The organism is Serratia sp. 121840015-1 (assembly GCF_053627655.1).
Genome location: NZ_JBSEYF010000001.1, coordinates 555078 through 569451, shown reverse-complemented (window position 1 = coordinate 569451; position 14374 = coordinate 555078). Strand labels below are relative to the sequence as shown.

The 14374-nt window shown below is 59.6% G+C and carries 13 protein-coding genes; 9 read left to right on the top strand and 4 right to left on the bottom strand.

The window, feature by feature from the left end:
- Positions 1-27 precede the first annotated feature (27 nt).
- Positions 28-795 carry an N-acetylmuramoyl-L-alanine amidase gene (locus ACUXAC_RS02775; RefSeq protein ID WP_439069207.1) on the bottom strand — a complete coding sequence of 256 codons (768 nt, stop codon included), beginning with the start codon at positions 793-795 and terminating at the stop codon, positions 28-30.
- 176 nt (positions 796-971) lie between these two features.
- Here ACUXAC_RS02775 and ACUXAC_RS02770 point away from each other — a divergent pair, with 176 nt between their 5' ends.
- Entirely contained in the window at positions 972-1718 is a 747-nt protein-coding gene (locus ACUXAC_RS02770) for a S24 family peptidase (RefSeq protein WP_019453597.1), read from the top strand.
- A gap of 34 nt (positions 1719-1752) precedes the next feature.
- On the opposite strand, the gene ACUXAC_RS02765 is transcribed toward ACUXAC_RS02770, so the two are convergent.
- Positions 1753-2862, bottom strand: coding sequence for an SDR family oxidoreductase (locus tag ACUXAC_RS02765; RefSeq protein WP_049200545.1), 1110 nt, complete (start codon positions 2860-2862; stop codon positions 1753-1755).
- Positions 2863-3120: 258 nt separating this feature from the next.
- Between ACUXAC_RS02765 and ACUXAC_RS02760 the strand changes: the two genes are divergently transcribed.
- From ACUXAC_RS02760 to sbcB, 3 genes are all read left to right on the top strand, one after another.
- On the top strand, positions 3121-3327 hold the full coding sequence (locus ACUXAC_RS02760) for a hypothetical protein (RefSeq protein WP_038877873.1): 207 nt from the start codon (positions 3121-3123) through the stop codon (positions 3325-3327).
- A 54-nt stretch (positions 3328-3381) separates the two neighbouring features.
- Entirely contained in the window at positions 3382-3570 is a 189-nt protein-coding gene (locus tag ACUXAC_RS02755; protein ID WP_049200522.1) for a DNA polymerase III subunit theta, read from the top strand.
- A 90-nt stretch (positions 3571-3660) separates the two neighbouring features.
- Complete coding sequence (gene sbcB, locus ACUXAC_RS02750) at positions 3661-5088, top strand: exodeoxyribonuclease I (RefSeq protein ID WP_033635248.1); 1428 nt, start codon at positions 3661-3663, stop codon at positions 5086-5088.
- Positions 5089-5159: 71 nt separating this feature from the next.
- Here the strand turns inward: sbcB and ACUXAC_RS02745 are convergent, their stop codons facing one another.
- The gene (locus ACUXAC_RS02745; protein WP_038877871.1) at positions 5160-6527 is read right to left on the bottom strand and encodes an APC family permease; all 1368 of its coding nucleotides are present in this window, start codon (positions 6525-6527) and stop codon (positions 5160-5162) included.
- Between the two features lie 535 nt (positions 6528-7062).
- Complete coding sequence (locus ACUXAC_RS02740; RefSeq protein WP_149571267.1) at positions 7063-8481, bottom strand: glutamine synthetase family protein; 1419 nt, start codon at positions 8479-8481, stop codon at positions 7063-7065.
- Between ACUXAC_RS02740 and ACUXAC_RS02735 the strand changes: the two genes are divergently transcribed.
- The 5 genes from ACUXAC_RS02735 (at position 8395) to ACUXAC_RS02715 (ending at position 14328) form a co-directional block, all read left to right on the top strand.
- Positions 8395-8679, top strand: coding sequence for a hypothetical protein (locus ACUXAC_RS02735; protein WP_162215439.1), 285 nt, complete (start codon positions 8395-8397; stop codon positions 8677-8679). The two genes, ACUXAC_RS02740 and ACUXAC_RS02735, sit on opposite strands and share 87 nt — an antisense overlap.
- A gap of 197 nt (positions 8680-8876) precedes the next feature.
- On the top strand, positions 8877-9434 hold the full coding sequence (gene puuR, locus ACUXAC_RS02730; RefSeq protein WP_038877865.1) for an HTH-type transcriptional regulator PuuR: 558 nt from the start codon (positions 8877-8879) through the stop codon (positions 9432-9434).
- A 157-nt stretch (positions 9435-9591) separates the two neighbouring features.
- Positions 9592-11103: a sugar ABC transporter ATP-binding protein gene (locus ACUXAC_RS02725; protein ID WP_454266461.1), complete on the top strand. Its 1512-nt coding sequence runs from the start codon at positions 9592-9594 to the stop codon at positions 11101-11103.
- Complete coding sequence (locus tag ACUXAC_RS02720) at positions 11100-12095, top strand: ABC transporter permease (RefSeq protein WP_033648150.1); 996 nt, start codon at positions 11100-11102, stop codon at positions 12093-12095. The genes ACUXAC_RS02725 and ACUXAC_RS02720 overlap by 4 nt, the downstream gene beginning before the upstream one ends.
- Before the next feature lie 244 nt (positions 12096-12339).
- On the top strand, positions 12340-14328 hold the full coding sequence (locus ACUXAC_RS02715) for a ligand-gated channel protein (protein ID WP_060420232.1): 1989 nt from the start codon (positions 12340-12342) through the stop codon (positions 14326-14328).
- Positions 14329-14374: the final 46 nt, after the last annotated feature.

Below are 14374 nucleotides of genomic sequence, written 5' to 3'. Positions count from 1 at the left end.
TGAGGCGTCCCCCATTCGCGGTCAGGCTCAGGCGGCGTACTTGTCGACCAGCGCGCGCAGAACGGCGGCGGTTTCGACATCCATCACGCCGTCATACTTCTGCTGGCGGAAGTGCAGCTGGAACGCGCGCACCAGCTGGCGATAGCCTTCTGCGGTATTGGCCGCCGAGGTGTCATAGCCGTATTGGGCGAACAGTTTCAGCAGCTCGGCCTGCGCCGGCAGCCCCTGGCGGCAGTATTCCTGCTGGCGCTGCTGCTTGGTCGCCTCGTCATACCAGGCGCCAACGCCGGCCTGATACAGCTGCTGCCACGGGAACTGCGGGCCCGGATCGCTCTTGCGGCCCGGGGCGATGTCGGAGTGCGCCACCACGTTCACCGGCGAGATGTCCGGGTAACGCTGCAGGATATTCTGCGCCAGCTGGGTGACCGCCTCGATCTGCTGCGGGTTAAACGGCGGGAAGGTGATGTTTTCACCGTCGCCGCTCGCCAGGTTGACGATCTCGATGCCGATCGAGGTGTCGTTGATATTGCTGCGGGTGCCCCACTGGCTGGTGCCGGCATGCCAGGCGCGCTCGTTCTCGTCCACCAGGTTGAAAATGCGCACGCCGCTAAAGCCGGCGACCTGATAGGTGGCCTCGGTCGGATCCGGCACCAGATAGTGCGCGCTGACCGATTTTCCGGTCAACGACTTCACCGAGTCGGCAAAGTTTTGCGCCGTGTAGTGCAGCACCAGAAAGCGCACGCGGTGGCCGAAGCTGGCGACCGATCGGTAGCTATTGTAATCAATCTTGTACATCGTAAAGTCCCTCTCTCGTTTGATTTCACTGAGCGGCCTCTCATCATGACAGGCCGCTCCGCACAGGTGAACCTTTGGCTCACCCTTTTTGTTTTAGCTAATTGCTAAATTATGCGCAAGCGTTTTTTAGCAAAACCGTTATTTACCTTTTTGCTAAAGAGTGCGATCATCGAACAATGGAAACTAAAGAAATCAGGCGCAACAATCTGCGCGAATTGATGGCCCGCTACGCCCGGCAAGGCGTCAACCAGAATGAGTTCGCCACGCTGGTTGAGTCTTCCGCGCCGACGCTGAGCCAAATCATCGGGGAAAAATCCTCCCGCAATCTTGGCGACAATCTGGCCAGGCGGATCGAGGCCAGGCTGAATTTGCCCAAGGGCTGGTTCGACGTGTTTCACGAAAAGCAGCTGGTGCGCCCGTTTGACAACGTGGCGGCGGAGTCGGACTTCCAGCCCGCCCGTTTAAAACCGGTGGTATGGGAAGATACCGAACAGGACAAGGAAGAGTTTGTGGAGATCCCGCTGCTGGATATTGATTTTTCCGCCGGCGACGGCTGCTACGAAATCGTCGATCGCGAGGAGTTTTCGCTGATCTTCCGCCGTTACTACCTGCACAAGATGGGGGTGGCGGTCAACGCCGCGCGCATCATTCGCATCTCCGGCTCCAGCATGGAGCCGCGCCTGCAGGACGGCGACGTGGTCGGCATCAACACCGACGACACGCGCATCCGGGAAGGCAAGACCTACGCCATCCGCCACGGCAATTTGCTGCGGGTGAAGGTGCTGATCGAGCAGCCGGACGGCGGCGTCATCATCCGCTCCCTCAACCGGGAAGAGTACCAGGACGAGCACCTCAGCTATCAGCAGCGCAAAGAGCAACTGGTAGTGCTCGGCCGCGTCTTCTGGTCCTCTTCGTCCTGGTAGTGGAACAACCTCGGGCGCCCGCTGCGCCCGGCGGTTATTTGAAGTCCACCACCATCTGCTGCTGGATAGACAGCCCGCGGGTCGACTGTACGCAGCCGGCGATGTAGTCGGTGAAGCGCGGCGGCTTCGGCATACCCAGCTTGAGGATCTTCTCGTTGCTGAAGCGCACGTTGAGCATGGCGAACGATCCGTACAGGCGCATCGCTTTCAGCATCAGCCGCTCGTTGCACGGGCCGAAAATGTCTTTCAGCTGGCGGCGCATTTTCACCAGCGCGTCATACGTCACCTGCGCATACTCATCGCCCACCGGCGCTTTTTCCAGCGCGGCCGCCATGGCGTTGTCGATTTCGGCAAAGCTGACGCTGCTCTCCACGCCGGCAGAGATGTGATACACGTCGTTCTCCAGCGTTTCGCTGTTCATCAGCATCACCAGTGCATCCGCACAGTAGTCCGCCGGGATCACGTCGATATTGTCCTGCAGCGAGCACATGAATTTGCGCAGCATCAGCGCCATGCCGAACACCCAGAAAATGCTGCTGGAAGGCTGGCAGCCCAGGCGGGTGTGCCCCACCACGATCGACGGACGAGCGATGGTCAGCGGCATTTGCGGGCAGCGTTGGCGCATCAGCTGTTCGATGGTGGATTTGGAACGCGTATATTCCACCAGGTGCTCGGCGTCTTCCTCAAACTCGCCGCTCTCCGCCACCAGCGAACCCGGCTCCGGCGAACAAGACATGGCGGTACCGACGTGCAGGAAACGTTTTAATCCCGGCACCTGCGCCATTCTTTCGGCAAAGGCCAGAGTGCCTTCTACGTTTACCTTCCAAATGAGCGGGTTATTACCAAATGAAGCAACGGCCGCACAGTTAATAACGTGCGTGACATTGTTAATACGTGCGTCAGTTAAAAAGTCGGCCGGCTCGGAAAGGTCGCCCAACAATATATTTTCTATCGTAATTTTAGACAGCAGGTTCGCATCGATATTAAACTTTTCCATATTCGCGCGAATACGGGCCAGCCCTTGCTGCGCATCATCGGCGCGCACCAGTAAAAGATAATTAATAGACTGATTTTCAATCAATAATTTTTCGAGAACTGCACCACCGAGAAAGCCGGTAGCGCCGGTCAACAGTAGCGTTTTCATAATTGTCACCCACATTGGCATTGAATGTGGAAGATTGTATCTGCGGATAATTAAACAAATATTAAATAGAATTACGGCGCCCCTACTCAATTTTCTTAATATTATCTTAAGGAATCTTTTGAAACATCCATCATGGATTTCGTAACAAAAGAGTCGGGCACGCATTGCGATTAATCCCTACTGTTTAAATACCATTGATGTAGCCCCTGATTTAATTTAACGGTCAATGTTATTTCTCTTCTCGTCCGTGGAGGACTTATGACCTATAACCAAAAAGCCTGGTTGGGGGTTTTGCTGCTGTGCACCCTGTTTTGGGTGGCGGTCATCGGCGGCGCCTGTTCGCTGTATAACCGGGCGGATCGCCTCAATGCACACCAGCCGCAGAGCGAGTTCGCCGCGCGCCACAGCCTGGCCCCCTGCTCGCAGCAAGGCGCTCAGGCGTCCACCGCCCCCCGGAATGGGTAGGGACAAGACCCGCTAACGATCCTATTATGCCCTAAGGTTAACAGGGAGATAACGATGGCTCGAAAGCTGGATAGCTTACCGCAGGCACAACGCGAAAAAATAGAAACCGATTTGCTGGCCATCAGCGTGATCTACAACGAGCGCTACGGCATCGCCTCGACCCAGGCGGAAACGGAACAACAGATCCCCGACCACCTGCTCCCCTACTTTCATCAACGGCTGGATTATTATCGCCGTGCGTAATTGCGCGCATTTCGCTAACCGCCGCTTGGCATCGCTCCCCACGCCGTTACAATAGGGGCATCTTGTATCCGCCACTGAAGAGACGCGATTTTGAGCAGCAAGGCAACGGCCACATTTTATATTCACGATTACGAAACCTTCGGCAAAAGCCCGTCGCTGGATCGCCCGGCGCAGTTCGCCGGCGTGCGCACCGATATGGATTTCAACATTATCGAAGAGCCGCTGGTCATCTACTGCGCCCCGGCCGACGACTACCTGCCGGAACCCGAGGCGGTGATGATCACCGGCATCACGCCACAGGTGGCGCGCGCCAAAGGCGTTAACGAGGCCGAGTTCACCCGCCAAATCCATCAGGCCTTCAGCGTGGCCGGCACCTGCATTCTCGGTTACAACAACATCCGCTTCGATGACGAAGTGAGCCGCAATATCTTCTATCGCAATTTCTACGATCCCTATGCCTACAGCTGGCAAAACGGCAACTCGCGCTGGGATCTGCTGGATGTGATGCGCGCCTGCTATGCCCTGCGCCCGGACGGCATCGTCTGGCCGGAAAACGAAGACGGCTTCCCCAGCTTCCGCCTCGAACACCTGACGCGCGCCAACGGCGTCGAGCACACGCAGGCTCACGACGCGATGTCGGACGTTTACGCCACCATCGCCATGGCCAAACTGGTCAAGCAGGCGCAGCCCCGGCTGTTCGATTTTCTGTTGCAGCACCGCAACAAACACAAACTGAACGCCCTGATCGACGTCGCCGAAATGACGCCGCTGGTGCATGTCTCCGGTATGTTCGGCGCAGCGCGCGGCAACACCAGCTGGGTGTCGCCGTTGGCCTGGCACCCGGACAACAAGAACGCGGTGATCATGTGCGATCTCGCCGGCGATATGACGCCGCTGCTGACGCTGAGCGCCGAGCAGCTGCGTGAACGCCTGTATACCCGCCGCGACGACCTGGCGCCGGATCAGGCGCCGGTGCCGATCAAGCTGGTGCACATCAACAAATGCCCGGTGCTGGCGCCGGCCAAAACCCTGCTGCCGGAGAACGCCGAGCGGCTGGGCATCGATCGCCAGGCCTGCCTGCAGAACCTGCAGCTGCTGAAACAGCACCCGGAAGTGCGCGAGAAAGTGGTGGCGCTGTTCGCCGAAGCCGAGCCGTTCAAAGGCTCCGACGACGTCGACGCCCGGTTGTACGACGGTTTCTTCAGCGACGCCGACAAGGCGGCAATGAGGATTATTCAGCAGACCAAGCCGCAAAACCTGCCGGCGTTGGATCTGGCCTTCAGCGACGGCCGCATGAAAGAGCTGCTGTTCCGCTTCCGCGCGCGCAACTACCCGAATACGCTGGACGATGCCGAGCAGCGCCGCTGGCTGCAGCACCGCCAGGAAGCGTTAAGCGCGGAGCGCGTGCAGAGTTACCTGCTGCAGCTCGAATCGCTGTATAACCTGCACGAAGGCGACAAAGAGAAAACCGCCCTGCTGAAAGCGCTGTTCGATTACGGCAAAGAGTTGGTAGGGTAAAACCCGCTGCAAGCAGAAAAGGAAAAGGCCGCGAATGCGGCCTTTTTGGTGGCAGAGGAGACGGCTCGCGCTTAGGCGGCGTCTTCGCTCGCTTGCGGCACCGGCAAACGGAAGCTGCGGGTGACGAAGGCCAGGTAGATCAGGCCGATAGCCGCCCAGACCAGACCCAGCGTCATCGAGCTGGCTTCCAGGTTGACCCACAGCGCGCCGACGGTCAGTGCGCCCATCACCGGCAGGATCAGGTAGTTGAACGTGTCCTTCACGGTGCGGTTCATCTTGTCGCGGATATAGAACTGCGAGATCACCGACAGGTTGACGAAGGTGAAGGCCACCAGCGCACCGAAGTTGATCAGCGCGGTCGCGGTCACCAGGTCAAACGATACCGCGGACAGCGCGATGGCGCCCACCAGCAGCACGTTCAGCGCCGGGGTACGCCACTTCGGATGCACATAGCCGAAGAAGCGAGTCGGGAACACGCCGTCGCGGCCCATCACGTACATCAGACGCGAAACGCCCGCATGTGCCGCCATGCCAGACGCCAATACCGTCACGCAGGAGAACACCAGGATCACCGACTGGAAGAACTTGCCCGCCACGTACAGCATGATTTCAGGCTGCGACGCGTCAGGATCCTTGAAGCGCGAGATGTCCGGGAAGTACAGCTGCACGAAGTAAGACACCACGATAAAGATGATGCCGCCGATCAGCGCCGTCAGGAAGATGGCTTTCGGGATCACTTTCTCTGCGTCTTTGGTCTCTTCAGACAGCGAGCTGATGCCGTCGAAGCCCAGGAACGAGAAGCACAGGATGGTCGCGCCGGTAATCATCGGCACCACGTGGGCGTTATCGGACCAGAACGGACGGCTGCTGACCAGCGTACCGGCGCCTTCGCCGTGGTAAATGCCGTTGATCACCAGGCCGAGGAACACGATCATGATCGCCACCTGCACCACCACGATGATGGAGTTCAGGTTAGCCACCAGCTTGATGCCGCGCAGGTTGAAAATCGTCATCAAGCCGACCAGCACCGCCACGAAGATCCAGGACGGGACGCCCGGGAAAATCGCTTCCAGGTAAATCTTGGCCAGCAAGATGTTGATCATCGGCATGAACAGGTAGTCCAGCAGCGATGACCAGCCCACCATAAAGCCGACGTGCGGGCTGATGGCTTTCTGGGCGTAAGTGTAGGCAGAACCGGCGGAAGGGAACTTCTTCACCAGCTTGCCGTAGCTCAGGGCGGTAAACAGGATCGCCAGCAGAGCGAAGGCGTACGCAGTCGCGACGTGACCATCGGTCAGGCCGGATACGATGCCGAAGGTATCGAAGATGGTCATTGGCTGCAGATAAGCCAGGCCCATCATCACTACCGGAACCAAAGTCAGGGTTTTGCGCAGTTGGGTGCGCTGAGCCGGAGCGGCGTTGAGGGTGTTATCGGACATTGGTCAGCCCCCCCTTACCTTGAGCCTTGCGGATGGCGGACACGCCAAGACTTAAGGTTGCGGGGAAACTTCGCAACGAGCGACTTAATTCTAAAAGAAGGGGATTGTAAGCTGGATAACGGGTCGAGGAAACCTCGGCTGCTCCATAGTCGCTGCGGCCACAGCGGAAACCGGCGGGCACCGGTGCTAAAGTGAAAAATTGCCCCATCTTTCTAATCCTCATGAGTCACGACCATAAAGTTTTGTTTGATCGTGCACGAAACTATTTATCTATCCGGATCGGTGTCCGGCCTCGCTTGGTGTATGAAACGCTACGTTGGTAAAACTTAATGCAAAAAAAATAACCGACGCTTTCAAAACGTCGGCTATCTGCATTTGAGATATTTTGCACCAGAATGCCTCCGGATGACAAGATCCGGAAGCCCTCAAATACAAATTCTTTTTGTCGATCGAACGGAAAACCAGCCCGGCAGGCGAATTAATCCGCTACCGGCAGGCCGGTCGCCCGCACATACCTCTTACTTTATACGCCCATTCAGGCATTTTTCAACATCCAGTCGATCTCGGTTTCCGTCACCCGCCGTTCAAACTGCAGCAGTTCGTCCGTCTTGCAGGCGTGATAAACCTGGGTAAAACGCTCGCCCAGATAATGGGTCAGCGCGTGCTGGTGTTCAAACTCGTACAATGCGTCGCTCTGGCGGATCGGCAACGGCAGCCCCTCCTGCTCCAGCCCGTTGCCGGTCACCGGCTCTGGCAGCGGCAGCGCGTTGTCCAGCCCGTACAGCATGCCGGCCAGGATCGCCGCCATCACCAGATAGGGATTGGCGTCGGCACCGGCCACGCGGTACTCCACCCGGTGGTTCTCCGGTTCGCCGCAGGGAATGCGCAGCGCCACGGTGCGGTTGTTGTGGCCCCAGGCGGCCTGGATCGGCACATACATCCCCGGCTGGAAGCGCCGGTAGGCGTTGACATTCGGCGCCAGCAGCGCCATCGACGCCGGCATCAGGGTGATCATCCCGGCCAGCGCCTGTTTCAATAGCGGTGAATCCTCGCCTTCGGCGTCGGCGAACAGGTTGTTGCCCGCCCCGTCCTGCATACTGACATGCACGTGCATGCCGCTGCCGGCGTAATCCTCATAGGGTTTGGCCATAAAGGTGGCGTGCATGTCGTGGTTCTCGGCCACCAGCCGCACCAGCCGCTTCAGCGCCAGCGCGTGGTCGCAGGCCAGCAAGATATCGTCGGTATGACGCAGGTTGACCTCGAACTGCCCCGGCGACGCCTCCGCCACCGCGCCGTCCGCCGGCAGCCCCTGCAGTTTCGCCAGCGCGTCGATGTCGTTCAGCACCTCGGCGAAATGGTTCAGGTTATCGACGGAATACACCTGGCTTTGGGTGTTGCGCTCCTGGGTGCCGGGCGCACACGGCGGCTGCAGATCGCCCTCCGCGTCGCGCAGCCTATCGATGAGATAAAACTCCAGCTCTACCGCTGCCACCGGGAACAAGCCGCGCTGTCGCAGCGCCTGCCACACGCGGTTCAGCACATTGCGGGGTTCAACGTCAAAGGGAGTGCCATCTTCATCCAGCATGGTCAGCAGCACCTGGCCGATATGCTCCGGATCGGCGGCCGACGGCGTCAGCGAGCCGGGCACCGGCAGGCATACGCGGTCCGGTTCGCCAAGCTCCTGCCCAAGACCGGTTTCCTCCACCACGTTGCCGAGGATGTCCATGGCGAACACCGACGCGGGGAAGTAGCTGCCTTTTTCCAGTTTTTTCAACCCTGAGACGGGTATGCGTTTGCCGCGGAAGGAACCATTGAGATCGGTGAGAAGGATATCGACATACTGCGTGGCGGGATGGCGTTCCAAATAATGAGCAACCTCATTTTGGAACGCGCTACTTCGCCTCTCTTCATGATGCTGTGCAAAATGTTCAACTGCTGCGCTATTGGTTTGCATACGTCACCCGCCATTATGCTCTTAAGGCGCGTTGGCGCCCGTCCGCCGTTCGATTCAACACATGATTGGATTTCTCGCCAGGCCGCGCCGCTGCTGGGCGCTCAAAATAACATCCACAATATGAAACATAGCCTTAACAGAATAGGTTTGCAAATGTTACAATCCTGTTTGATTATTCGCCACCGGCTGCTAAATTGATAAAATATTGACCGAAAAGGCCTTGCCGTTCTTTTTACGTCAATTATTTCGTCCAACGCACCGAGAGTGAACATGGGCAATATATTTTCCAAACCTGCCCTAACTACCGATATCATGCAGCATCGTTATCGCCCAGACAGGCGCCCGATAGCGATATTCATGTCTGCCTGTCGCCCCTACCAGAAGGAAGTACCGCTATGAGCGAAGCCAGCTTGGCACCGGGCAAACGCCTGTCGCAGATCCGTCAGCAATTGGGTTTGTCGCAGCGCCGGGTCGCCGAACTGTCCGGGTTAACCCACAGTGCGATCAGCACCATCGAACAGGACAAGGTCAGCCCGGCCATCAGCACGCTGCAAAAGCTGCTGAAGGTGTATGGCCTGTCGCTGTCTGAATTCTTTGCCGAACCGGAAGCCGCCGACGAACCGCGCGTGGTGATCGACGCCGAGGACCTGATTGAGATCGGCAGCCAGGGGGTGTCGATGAAGCTGGTGCACAACGGCAGCCCGACGCGCAACCTGGCGATGATGCTGGAAACCTACCAGCCCGGCACCACCACCGGCGAAAAGATCAAACACCAGGGCGAAGAGATCGGCACCCTGCTGGAAGGCGAGATCGTGCTGACCATCAACGGCCAGAGCTACTGCCTGACCGCCGGTCAGAGCTACGCCATTAATACCGGCATCCCGCACAGCTTCAGCAATACGTCGGCGCGCATCTGCCGCATCGTCAGCGCACACACCCCCACCACCTTCTGACCGTTTCTCGCACCGGCGCAGCCTGACGCGGGTTGCGCCCCTGCCCGCCAACGCGTTTTTCACCGCCGTTATGCCATTTTGTTGGTTGCCAACGGCGCAATCTGTGTTACAACAGAGCAGAACAGCCATCTAAACATCTAAACGGCCTTATTGCTCTATGCCAACCGCAACGCCTTCACGCCTCGAGATGCGCAATATCTCGATCGCCTTCGCCGGCTTCAACGCGCTGCAGGACGTGGACTTCACGCTGCAGGGCGGTTCAATCCACGCGCTGGTCGGCGCCAACGGCGCGGGCAAGTCGACGCTGATGGCGATCCTCTCCGGCGCCCACGATCATTATCGCGGCGAGATCCTGATCGACGGCCAGGCGGTGGCGATCCACTCCCCGCTGCAGGCGCGCCGCCACGGTATTCACGTGGTGCAGCAAGAGGTCGACGTCGCGCTGATCCCCACGCTGTCGGTGGCGGAAAACATCATGCTGGACTGGCTGAACGAGCCGGGCCACTGGCTGAACTGGGCGGAGCTGCACCGCCGCGCCGCGCAGTTGCTGCAGCAATGGGCGCTGCCGCTCAACCCGCGCAGGCGGCTGGCGGACTGCACGCTGGCGGAAAAACAGCAGGTACTGCTGGCGCGTGCGCTTTCGCACCGCTGCCGTTTTCTGGTGCTCGACGAACCGACCGCGCCGCTCGATCGCGCCGAGAGCGAGCGCCTGTTTAACGTGGTGCGCCGCCTGCAATCCGAAGGCATCGGCATCGTGTTTATTTCCCACCGCATCCACGAACTGAGCGACATTTGCGATCGGCTGACGGTACTGCGCGACGGCCGGCGCGTCAGCGAGGACCCCATGCGCGGGCTGAGCGGCGAACAGATCGTCGAGAAGATGCTCGGCCATCGGCTGGACGACATTTTCCCGCCGCCGCGCCCACCGCACGCCAAGCGAACGCTGCTGCAGGTGCAAGGCTTGCGCGATCGCCACAAGCTGCGCGACGTTTCGCTGCGGCTGCATGAGGGCGAAATTCTCGGCATCGCCGGGCTGGCCGGAGCCGGCAAAACCGAGCTGTGCAAAGCGCTGTTCGGCGCCAGCGCCGTGCAGCTCGAGCGCGGCGAACTGCGCGGGCAACCCTGGGCACCGCGCGCGCCGCACCTCTCGGTCGAACAAGGATTGGCGCTGGTGCCGGAAGAGCGCCGCAAAGAGGGCATCTTCATCGATGAGGCGATCCCGATGAACCTGAGCGTCAGCGCCGACGACAGCTTCTCGCGCTGGAGCCTGTTCAGCCGGCGGCAAGAGCTGCGCTGGGCGCGCGAGATCATGCAGCGCCTGAACATTCGCGCCTCGGGCCCGCAACAGCGGCTGGCGCGCCTGTCCGGCGGCAATCAACAAAAAGTGGCGATCGGCAAATGGCTGCGCGGCAACGCCGAGGTGCTGATCTTCGATGAACCGACCAAGGGCGTGGACATCAAGGCCAAGCAAGAGCTGTTTGGCCTGATCGACGGCCTGGCGCGCGCCGGCAAAGGCGTGATTTACGCCTCCGGCGAGTTCGCCGAGCTGGTTGGCCTGTGCGATCGCATCTGCGTGCTGTGGGACGGCCGCATCGTGGCGGAGTTGAACGCCGCCGACATCGACGAAGAAACCTTATTGCTCTATTCCACCGGAGGAACCCCTGCGTGAGTAAAGAATTAGCCCTGCGGCCTGCGCTGCCCTGGCGCCAACAGCTGTTCGATTTCCTCTACAAATGGGGCATGTTGCTGACCGTGGCGGCGCTGATCGCCCTGTTCGGCCTGGCGTCGGACAACTTTCTCGATGCCAACAACATCATCAATATCCTGCGTTCGATCGCCATCGTGACGGTGATCGCCATCGGCGTCTCTATCTCGCTGTCGGTCGGCGGTTTCGATCTGTCGGTCGGCTCAACCGCCTCGTTGGCCAACGCGCTGGTGATTTCGCTGTTCGTCTGGCACGGATTCGGCACCACCGGCGCCATCGTGGTAACGCTGCTGCTGTGCACGCTGGTCGGCCTGTTCAACGCCCTGCTGATCGTGGTGTTCAGAATTCCCGATATGCTGGCGACGCTGGCCAGCCTGTTCGTGATCCAGGGCGTGGCGATGACCTACAGCTACGGCGGATCCATCACCCAAAACATGGTGCTGCCGAATGGTGACATGGCGGAAGGCCTGATCCCGGAGGTGTTTTCCGCCCTCGGCCAGGTGCCGGTGATCGTGCTGATCATGCTGGCGGTCACCGTCGCGGTGCAGCTGTTCCTGTCGTTGACCAAGCATGGCCGCCGCATGTATGCCATCGGCGGCAACCCCGAAGCCGCACGTCTGTCGGGCATCCGCACCGTGCGTTACAGGGTTGCCGCTTACGTCATTTCCTCTTGGCTGGCGGCGCTTGGCGGCATCTTGCTGGCGTCACGTATCGGCTCTTCGCAGGTCAACGCCGGCGGCGGTTATCTGATGGACGCGGTGGCGGCGGCCTATATCGGCTTCTCGCTGGCCGGGGCCGGTAAACCCAATGCGCTCGGCACCCTGATCGGCGCGGTGATCCTCGGCGTGCTGCAAAACGGCCTGGTGATGCTGTCGGTGCCCTACTACGCCATGGACATTATCAAAGGCCTGGTGCTGGCGCTGGCGCTGGCCATCACCTACATCCAGAAACGCTGATCCTCCCCGGCGCACGCCCGCTGCGCCGCTTTTCCCTTTAATTCATCCGGTTACCCTTTCCCGTCAGAAGAACAAGCATACAAATGATATGAATTATCATTAGCGTTTACATTCAGTAAAAAATCCTTACAATACCCTCACGCAACGCTGACGAAGCGAAGTATTTCTCAGCGAACGATGAATAATTTCATTAGAAATTCAATTGGTTAATTACTTTCACTTCAATCCAGGAAAGGTTTACCTCATGGAAACGCCACGTTACAGCAAGCTCGCCGCTCTGGTCGTCGCCTCACTCAGCGCCACCGCCGCGCTGGCCGCGCCGCAGGACGACACCCAGGACACCATGGTCGTCACCGCCTCCGGCTTCCAGCAAAAAATTCAGGACTCCGCCGCTTCCATCTCGGTGATCCCGCGTCAGCAAATTGAAGACAAGGCCTATCGCGACGTGACCGACGCGCTGAAAGACGTGCCGGGCGTGGTGGTCACCGGCGGCGCCAGCAGCAGTGACATCAGCATCCGCGGCATGTCCTCCAAGTACACGCTGATCCTGGTGGACGGCAAGCGCGTTGACACCCGCGGTACCCGTCCGAACAGCGACAACGCCGGCATCGAACAGGGCTGGCTGCCGCCGATGGAAGCCATCGAGCGCATCGAAGTGGTGCGCGGGCCGATGTCTTCGCTGTACGGCTCCGACGCCATGGGCGGCGTGATCAACGTCATCACCCGCAAGACCTCCCGCACCGAGTGGAAAGGCTCGCTGCACGGCGACGCCACCCTTCAGGAAAACCGCGATTCCGGCGATCTGTTCCAGACCAACGCCTACGCCTCCGGCCCACTGATTGAAGGCCTGCTCGGCGTGCGGGTCAACGGCCTGCTGTCGCGCCGTGCCGAAGATAAAATCGCCAACGGTTACAACGAACAGCGCATGCGCAGCGGCACCGCGGTGTTCACCCTGACGCCGGACGAGAAAAACGAATTCGACTTCGAAATCGGCCGCTCGCTGCAGGATCGCAACAGCACACCGGGCAAATCGGTGGTGGCAGAGCGTTGCAGCAAAGGCAAGTGCAAACCTACCTCTCGCAGCGAAGATCTCTACACGCGCACCAACTACTCGCTGACCCACAACGGTTATTACGACTTCGGCAACTCCACCAGCTACGTTCAGCGGGAAGAGACCAATAACCCGGGCCGCAAGATGAAGATGTACAACACCATCTTCAACACCCAGAACCAGTTCGAGCTGGGTTCCCACATGCTGAACCTCGGCGGCCAATACCGCTATGAGAAACTGGGCGACAGCGGCAACCAGCTGAGCTCGGCGAAAGACGTCAACCAGCTGACGCGCTGGAGCTGGGCGCTGTTCGCCGAAGACGAATGGGCGCTGACCAATGACTTCAGCCTGACCAGCGGCATCCGTATGGATCGCGATCAGAACTTCGGCAGCCACTGGTCGCCGCGCATGTACGGCGTCTGGCACCTGACCGAGCAGTGGACGATGAAAGGCGGCGTCTCCGCCGGCTACCGTTCGCCGGATCTGCGCCAATCCTCCGCCAGCTGGGGCCAGGTCACCGGCGGCGGCGTGCGTAACGGCATCATCGTCGGCAACCCGGATCTGCAGCCGGAGAAGAGCCTGAGCGAAGAGATCGGCCTGATGTGGGATAGCCTGAAAGGCGTCAACGCCGGCGTGACGGTCTTCAACACCGACTTCAAGAACAAGATCACCGAAGTACGCCGCTGCGAAGACACGCCGGACTGCAAGATCGGCAACGATGTCTATGACTTTATCAGCGATCGCGTCAACGTCGACAAAGCCAATATGCGCGGCGTAGAAGCCACCTTCGGCTGGCAGATCAACAAAGACTGGAAGTGGAACACCAACTACACCTACACCGCTTCCGAACAGAAGAGCGGCGACTTCCAGGGTAAGGCGCTCAACCAGATGCCGAAGCACATGCTCAACACCGTGCTGGACTGGCAGGCCACGCAGGACCTCAGCCTGTGGTCGCGCGTCAACTTCCGCAGCCGCACCTCTGACTACCTGAGCCGCACGTCGATGGAGACCAGCACGCCGTCCTACACCTTCGTCGATGCGGGCCTGAGCTATCAGGCGGCGAAGAACCTGCAGCTGACCGGCGGGGTTTACAACATCCTCGACAAAACCGTGGATTACGACCACTACCGCACCACGCTGGACGGCCGCCGTTACACCGTCGGCATGACCTACAACTTCTGATGCCCCTGGGCGCGCGCTGCGCGCCCTTTTCATTCCATCACCGTGA

Bases quoted from the DNA above. Each gene is read 5' to 3' on its own strand.
- puuR (WP_038877865.1), top strand. From the start codon at position 8,877: ATGAGCGAAGCCAGCTTGGCACCGGGCAAACGCCTGTCGCAGATCCGT.
- ACUXAC_RS02725 (WP_454266461.1), top strand. From the start codon at position 9,592: ATGCCAACCGCAACGCCTTCACGCCTCGAGATGCGCAATATCTCGATC.
- ACUXAC_RS02745 (WP_038877871.1), bottom strand. From the start codon at position 6,527: ATGTCCGATAACACCCTCAACGCCGCTCCGGCTCAGCGCACCCAACTG.
- ACUXAC_RS02740 (WP_149571267.1), bottom strand. From the start codon at position 8,481: ATGCAAACCAATAGCGCAGCAGTTGAACATTTTGCACAGCATCATGAA.
- ACUXAC_RS02715 (WP_060420232.1), top strand. From the start codon at position 12,340: ATGGAAACGCCACGTTACAGCAAGCTCGCCGCTCTGGTCGTCGCCTCA.
- ACUXAC_RS02770 (WP_019453597.1), top strand. From the start codon at position 972: ATGGAAACTAAAGAAATCAGGCGCAACAATCTGCGCGAATTGATGGCC.
- ACUXAC_RS02775 (WP_439069207.1), bottom strand. From the start codon at position 795: ATGTACAAGATTGATTACAATAGCTACCGATCGGTCGCCAGCTTCGGC.
- ACUXAC_RS02760 (WP_038877873.1), top strand. From the start codon at position 3,121: ATGACCTATAACCAAAAAGCCTGGTTGGGGGTTTTGCTGCTGTGCACC.
- ACUXAC_RS02755 (WP_049200522.1), top strand. From the start codon at position 3,382: ATGGCTCGAAAGCTGGATAGCTTACCGCAGGCACAACGCGAAAAAATA.
- ACUXAC_RS02765 (WP_049200545.1), bottom strand. From the start codon at position 2,862: ATGAAAACGCTACTGTTGACCGGCGCTACCGGCTTTCTCGGTGGTGCA.
- ACUXAC_RS02735 (WP_162215439.1), top strand. From the start codon at position 8,395: ATGAGCAACCTCATTTTGGAACGCGCTACTTCGCCTCTCTTCATGATG.